Here is a 6807-nt window from a genome sequence, read left to right as displayed (position 1 = left end):
CCATGACACCATAGGACACGGCATCGAGCGCATTCAGGTCAGTGGCGTCGTCGGCGAAGACGATGTTGCCCTTGGGCACGTAGGCCATGCCGTGATCGGACACGATCACCAGGTTCATGTGCTCGTAGAGACCACGCGTGCGCAGCTGGGCGACGAGGTAGCCGACGGCGTCGTCGACGTCGCCCAGCGCGGCATTGAGCTCGGCCGAATCCGGCCCGTGCTCGTGCCCGGCGTGGTCCACGGTGTCGAAATACAGTGTGTCGAAGGCCGGCTGCGGGCCGGCTTCGTCGAGCCACGAAAGCAGCTTGTCCACGCGCTGGCGCGAGGTGAGCGAGTCGTCGAAGGGAATCCAGTGATCAGGGCGAACACCACGAATCTCGGCCTCGGTGCCGGGCCAGAACATCGTCGCCGTATGCAGGCCGTGCTTCTGCGCRGTCACCCAGATCGGCTCGGCATCCGCCCACCAGCGGCCGTCGCTGGTCGCGGCGTGGTTGGACAGGCTGAACTTGCCCAGCACCGGATCCTGCATGGTGTTGTTCACGATACCGTTGTGGTCAGGCACGCGACCGGTGACCAGCGTGTAGTGGTTGGGAAAGGTCAGCGAGGGAAACGAGGGCAGCATGTACGAGGCGCGGGCGCCGTCGGCGGCCAGGGCGACCAGATTTGGCGTCAGGCCGCGGTCGAGGTAGTCGGGCCGGAAGGCGTCGATCGAGACCAGCAGCACGGGTGTGACGGGCAGGGAGGTGGGCTTGGCGGGGCGCGTGGCGCAACCGGCCAGGACCACGGCGAAAAGCGCGGTGACGACGCGCTGAAGCGTGGACGACGTGGCATTCATGAGGGACGACGTAAGCTCTGATCATCAAGGCAATCCGCCTATGATGGACGAGTCCCATGACCAATTCATCTCACAAGATCCTGCCGTTTCTTCTTGCGATGTCGATGCCGCTAGCGGCGATCGCGCAGACATCGACCCCAGCCGTCAAGGCCGCCGCACCGGCACGAGCCGCGCCCGCAGCCCGGCCCGTCGTGACCACGCCGTCGCACAACGCCCAGTTCCAGCAGCAGGTGAATCGCCAGCAGGTGATCAACCAGCAGAACCAGAACGCGGTCCAGCAGCAGCYGCGTCAGAACAACATGAACCAGCAACGCAACACGGCGACCGATCCGGGATTGCGTAACCAGCTGGATAACGCCGATCGCGCCCAGCAGCAGACCTATCAGTCGCAGCAGGACGCGACCGTACGCCGTGACCCGACCAATCCCCGGGTGCGCGACGCCACGCAACGGGCCGCGCCGGCCAGCGCCGGCTCGGCAGGCCACTAAGGCAGTCTGTTAACGCGTTGTTTGTTGCGACGCGGCTGGCGAGCCGCCATCGGGCAAGCCCATAATCGTCGATTCCCCTGGATCGACGGAGCCTCCCCCGATGACGGCCTTTACGCGCATCGACACGACCCGCACCGTCCGCGCACCGCGCGGCACGGAACTCAGCTGCCGTAGCTGGCTCACGGAAGCGCCGTTCCGCATGCTGCAGAACAACCTCGACCCCGAGGTGGCCGAAAACCCGGCCGAACTCGTGGTGTACGGCGGCATCGGCCGTGCCGCGCGCAACTGGGAATGCTTCGACGCGATCCTCCGCGCCCTGCGCGAACTGCGCGACGACGAAACGCTGCTCATCCAGTCCGGCAAGCCGGTCGGTGTGTTCCCGTCGCACCCGGACGCACCGCGCGTGCTGCTGGCCAATTCCAACCTCGTGCCTGCCTGGGCGAACTGGGAACACTTCAACGAGCTCGATCGCAAGGGCCTGATGATGTACGGCCAGATGACGGCCGGCTCGTGGATCTACATCGGTTCGCAGGGCATCGTGCAGGGCACCTACGAAACCTTCGTCGAGATGGGTCGCCAGCATTACGGCGGCAGCCTCGCCGGCCGCTGGATTCTCACCGCCGGTCTGGGCGGCATGGGTGGCGCGCAGCCGTTGGCCGCGAGCCTGGCCGGCGCTTCGTCGCTGACCATCGAATGCCAGCAGAGCCGCATCGATTTCCGCCTGAAGACGCGCTACGTCGATGAACAGGCCACCGATCTCGACGACGCGCTGGCGCGCCTGGACCGTTACGCGAAGGAAGGTCGTGCCGTCTCCGTGGCCCTGCTCGGCAACGCCGCCGACGTGCTGCCGGAGCTGGTTCGTCGCGGGGTCCGCCCGGACGCCGTCACCGACCAGACCAGCGCACACGATCCCGTCAACGGCTACCTGCCGTTGGGCTGGACGGTGGAGGAGTGGTTCGAGCGCCGCAAGTCCGATCCGACCGGCACCTCACACGCGGCCAAGTTGTCCATGCGCAAGCATGTCGAGGCGATGCTCGCCTTCCATGCCATGGGCGTGCCGACCTTCGACTACGGCAACAACATCCGTCAGATGGCCAAGGACGAGGGCCTCGTCGACGCTTTCGCTTTCCCCGGCTTCGTACCCGCCTTCGTGCGTCCGCTGTTCTGCCGCGGCGTGGGTCCGTTCCGCTGGGTCGCGCTGTCCGGCGATCCGGAAGACATCTACAAGACCGATGCCAAGGTGAAGGAGCTGATCCCCGACGACCCGCACCTGCACCGCTGGCTCGACATGGCCCGTGAGCGCATCAGTTTTCAGGGCCTGCCGGCGCGTATCTGCTGGGTGGGTCTCGGCCAGCGCCATCGTCTGGCGCTCGCGTTCAATGAAATGGTCCGCAATGGCGAGCTCAAGGCGCCCATCGTGATCGGTCGCGATCATCTGGATTCCGGCTCGGTCGCCAGCCCCAATCGCGAAACCGAAGCCATGCGCGACGGCAGCGACGCAGTCAGCGACTGGCCGCTGCTCAACGCCATGCTCAACGTCGCCGGCGGCGCGACGTGGGTCAGCCTGCACCACGGCGGTGGCGTCGGCATGGGTTACAGCCAGCACAGCGGCGTGGTGATCGTCGCCGACGGCACCGAGGCGGCGGACAAGCGTCTGGCCCGTGTGTTGTGGAACGACCCCGGTACGGGCGTCATGCGCCATGCGGACGCGGGGTATGAGGATGCGATTGCTTGTGCGAAGGAGCAGGGGTTGAACCTGCCGATGGTAGGGTAGAAGCATCGCCGCTGAAGCGGCTCCCACACGAGACCTGTGCAGGCCTCACTGTGGGAGCCGATTCATCGGCGATAGGGTGCTCGCCTCAGCACTCATTGGGTGCCAGCCTCAGCGCCCATTCGCCCAGGCCGCCGTATACCGCTCCGGATAAATCCGCTCCAGCCCCAACACCTTCGGCCGGTCATTGATCGCGATATAAGCCGCATCAGGATTCAGCCGCATATAGTCCTGGTGATAATCCTCAGCCGGGTAGAACGCCTTCAACGGCGTCACCTGCGTCACGATCGGCGCGGAAAACGCATGGGCCGCCGTCAGCTGGGCCACATAGGCATCAGCCACCTTCTTCTGCTCCGGCGTGGCATAGAACACCGCCGAACGGTACTGCGTGCCGGAATCCGGACCCTGGCGGTTCAGCAGGGTGGGGTCCTGGGCGACCGAGAAAAACACCTGCAACAGCTGGCCATAGGTGACCTGGGCCGGGTCGTACACCACGCGGACCGACTCGGCGTGGCCGGTGTCGCCGTCGCTCACGTCGTCGTAGTTCGCGTGGGCTGCGTCGCCTCCGGAGTAGCCGTTGCGGACGCTCTTCACGCCACGGACGTGCTGGAATACGCCTTCGACCCCCCAAAAGCAGCCGCCGGCGAACACGGCAGTGGCCTCGCCGGGCGCCGCAGCGGTGTCGACGGTGGGGGCGGGCAGGCGAATGCCTTCGTCGCGGGCAGAGGCCGCGGAGCAAGCCGTAAGCGCGATCAGGAGCGGGGCGAGCAGGGAACGGCGGTTCATGCGGATCTCCGATGGAGGGGGCCTGCTGGATGAGACCGGGGGAACGTCAGGAATCTGACAGGGTTCCCGGCTACAGTTAGCGGCGTCCCGGCCGATATAGGACCGACGACCGTGGGTTGGCTGGGCGGGCGCGGATTCGGCAAAATGGCGCGCTCTCGGTATCGATGGAGGCAGGGGAAACGTGGCGTACGACCTGGTAGAGAGACGCGTATTCGTGACCGATCTGGAGATCGGCATGTATGTCAGCCGTCTCGATTGTGATTGGTCGGACACGCCCTTTCCGTTGCAGGGGGTGCCGATCGCCTCTCGAGAGGACATCGAAGCGCTGCGGCGTTTCTGCAAGTACGTCTTCGTCGACCTGCACCGCCGCGTCACGCCAGCGCGCGTGTCGGCGGCCGCGCCCGTGCGCGCGGCGACGCCACGCCCGGCCCTGAATACCCGCCTGGTCACGCGGCACAGCTACTCCGATACCGCCTCCTTCGATGACGAGATGCCGCGCGCCCGCGAAGCGTTCGACACCGTGGCGAGCTTCGCCGAGCGCATCGTCGAGGATATTCAGGCCGGCCGCCCGCTGGATCCGAACGCCCTGGAAAACGCCGTGCGGCCCATGGTGGAGAGCGTGCTGCGCAGTGGCGACGCCTTCTTCTGGATGCAGAGCCTGCGCCAGCGCGACAGCTACACCTACCAGCACGCCGTCGGCTGCAGCACGCTCGCGGCAGCCTTCGGCCGGCACATGGGCTTCGCCGACGACGCTATCGTCAGCCTCGCCGCCGGCGGCCTGCTGATGGACGTGGGCAAGTCGCAGCTGCCCGAGGAGATGCTCGAGCGGGGTGGTCCGCTCAACGACGCCGAGTGGGAGCTCGCCCGCCAGCACGTAAACGAAGGCGTGGCGATCCTCGACCATTCGGGGGTCGTGGATGCGGAAGTCCGCGACATGGTCCTGACCCACCATGAGCGTTTCGATGGGAGCGGCTATCCCCAGGGCCTGGCCGGCACCGCCATTCCACTGGCCGGGCGCATGGCGGCGATCATCGATACCTACCACGCGATGTCGACGCCGCGGCCTTATCGCCCGGCGGTTTCGCAACACCTTGCGATCCGACAGATCTACTCCGGTCGTGACCGGGAATTCCAGGGCGAGCTGGTGGAGCAGTTCCAGGCCTGCCTGGGCGTGTACCCTACCGGCTCGCTGGTTGAGCTCAATACCGGCGAAGTGGCCATCGTCATGGTGCAGAACCAGGCGCGCCGACTTCAGCCGCGCGTGGCCCTGCTCACGCGCACCGACAAGACACACCTGGACGAGTTCGTGATCGTGGACCTCATGCGACAGACCGACGGCGTACGACGCGAGATCCTCCGCACACTGGCTGCCGGGAGTTTCGGCATCGACCCCAGGGAGTATTTCCTGTCATGACCAGTGAGCGGTCGCTCATCCTGCCGGCGATCCAGGCCATCCTCGATCGTGCCGCCAATGGCGAAGGCCTGAGCGGGGTACTGGTCATCCGCCTGCAGGGCATGCGCGAGGCGCAACTGCGCTTCGGCTTCGATTTCGGCAACGAGATCATGCTCGCCGCCCGCGAGCGCATCGTTGACGCCGTGCGTCACATCGACACGATTTTCGTCGCCGGTGACGACACCTTCGTCGCCGTCTTGCCGGCCATTCGCAATCGCACGCACGCCCTGCTTGCCGCCACGCGCATCGTCGGTGCCTTCGACAGCCCGCTGCTGCGTGGCGAGCGCCCCTGGCATGGGCGGGCGGTCATCGGCGTGACGCTCTATACCGAGCACGGCACCACGGCCGAATTGCTCTACCGGCGTGCCGAGCTCGCGCACGACGAGGCGCTTCGCGTCGGCGAGCCTTTCGCGGTTTATCAGCAAGACGTCACGCCGATCGAAATCCTCTACGGCGAACTGCGTGAGGACATCGAAGCCAACCGCTTGCACGTCGCCTTCCAGCCGCTGTGCGACCTGCGCACGGGCGAGGTGGTCCGCGTGGAATCGCTGGCGCGCTGGAACACACGCTCCGGCGTGGAAGTGGCCCCGGCCGACTTCGTTCCGTTTGCCGAGCGCAGCGACCTCATCGTGCAGCTGACTCGCTGGAGCCTCAACGCGTCGCTACGCCATACGGCGGCCCTGCACCGCGGTGGCTGTCCGCTCGACGTGGCGATCAATCTGTCGCCACGCGTTTTCGTCGAGCAGGGCTTTGCCGAACAGATGCTCGGCGCGCTGGAAATCTGGGGTGTGCCGCCGGAATCCGCGATCATCGAGATCACCGAAACCGCGCTGCTCACCGACCTCGACATGAGCGTGCGCGTGCTGCGCCGCCTGCGCGACCACGGCGTGCGCGTAGCCATCGACGACTTCGGCACGGGCTACGCCTCGTTCGCTTACCTGCGTCACTTCCCGGCCACCGAGCTGAAGATCGACCGCAGCTTCGTCGACGCCATGATCGGCGACCGCCGCACCGAGCTACTGGTCCAGGCCATGGTCGACGTCGCCCATCGCCTGGGTCTCGAAGCCGTGGCCGAAGGCGTGGAAAACGAAGAGACCCTGCGCCGCCTGGTCGAAATGGACTGCGACCTCGTGCAGGGCTATCACGTAGGCCGGCCCATGCTGGCCGACGAATTCGTCGCCGAGCGACTAGCCGCCGCCTCGACGGTCTGATCGACGCCCAGTTCGATGCACGGCTCCATGCTCGGTAGGAGCCGATTCATCGGCGATCCCAGGCCGCGACACCCTCAGCAATCGCCGATAAATCGGCTCCTACCGAGCGGATAGCTCAAGATAGCGCTGGTGCAACTCAGCCACCTTAGCCGCCAACTCCGCTTCACTTCCCTCATTGACGATCACATCGTCAGCCATCCCCAACCGTCGCTCGCGCGACGCCTGCGCCGCAATCATCTTTCGCGCCAGCGCCTCATCCACCC

At 66.2% G+C, this 6807-nt stretch carries 6 protein-coding genes; 4 read left to right on the top strand and 2 right to left on the bottom strand.

Translation table 11 applies throughout. The features are described 5' to 3' along the window. The coding region (locus AC1DSN_RS16270) for an alkaline phosphatase family protein (protein WP_477331674.1) at window positions 1-835 on the bottom strand (835 nt) is incomplete at its 3' end. A 56-nt stretch (window positions 836-891) separates the two neighbouring features. Here AC1DSN_RS16270 and AC1DSN_RS16265 point away from each other — a divergent pair. Beyond that, window positions 892-1323: a hypothetical protein gene (locus tag AC1DSN_RS16265; RefSeq protein WP_477331672.1), complete on the top strand. Its 432-nt coding sequence runs from the start codon at window positions 892-894 to the stop codon at window positions 1321-1323. Between the two features lie 100 nt (window positions 1324-1423). Next, window positions 1424-3097 (top strand): urocanate hydratase, encoded by a 1674-nt coding sequence (hutU, locus tag AC1DSN_RS16260; RefSeq protein ID WP_477331670.1) that lies wholly within the window; start codon window positions 1424-1426, stop codon window positions 3095-3097. A gap of 108 nt (window positions 3098-3205) precedes the next feature. On the opposite strand, the gene msrA is transcribed toward hutU, so the two are convergent. Continuing rightward, window positions 3206-3880: a peptide-methionine (S)-S-oxide reductase MsrA gene (msrA, locus tag AC1DSN_RS16255; protein ID WP_477331668.1), complete on the bottom strand. Its 675-nt coding sequence runs from the start codon at window positions 3878-3880 to the stop codon at window positions 3206-3208. Between the two features lie 181 nt (window positions 3881-4061). Between msrA and AC1DSN_RS16250 the strand changes: the two genes are divergently transcribed. Both AC1DSN_RS16250 and AC1DSN_RS16245 read left to right on the top strand, forming a co-directional pair. Further along, complete coding sequence (locus AC1DSN_RS16250) at window positions 4062-5294, top strand: HD-GYP domain-containing protein (RefSeq protein ID WP_477331666.1); 1233 nt, start codon at window positions 4062-4064, stop codon at window positions 5292-5294. Further along, window positions 5291-6544 (top strand): putative bifunctional diguanylate cyclase/phosphodiesterase, encoded by a 1254-nt coding sequence (locus AC1DSN_RS16245; protein ID WP_213947813.1) that lies wholly within the window; start codon window positions 5291-5293, stop codon window positions 6542-6544. Before AC1DSN_RS16250 ends, AC1DSN_RS16245 begins: the two co-directional genes overlap by 4 nt. The last annotated feature ends 263 nt before the right edge of the window (window positions 6545-6807 follow it).

The organism is Luteibacter sp. P4_D7_3 (assembly GCF_056401735.1).
This window is presented reverse-complemented; position numbering and strand designations above follow the sequence as displayed.

Bases quoted from the DNA above. Each gene is read 5' to 3' on its own strand.
- hutU (WP_477331670.1), top strand. From the start codon at position 1,424: ATGACGGCCTTTACGCGCATCGACACGACCCGCACCGTCCGCGCACCG.
- msrA (WP_477331668.1), bottom strand. From the start codon at position 3,880: ATGAACCGCCGTTCCCTGCTCGCCCCGCTCCTGATCGCGCTTACGGCT.
- AC1DSN_RS16245 (WP_213947813.1), top strand. From the start codon at position 5,291: ATGACCAGTGAGCGGTCGCTCATCCTGCCGGCGATCCAGGCCATCCTC.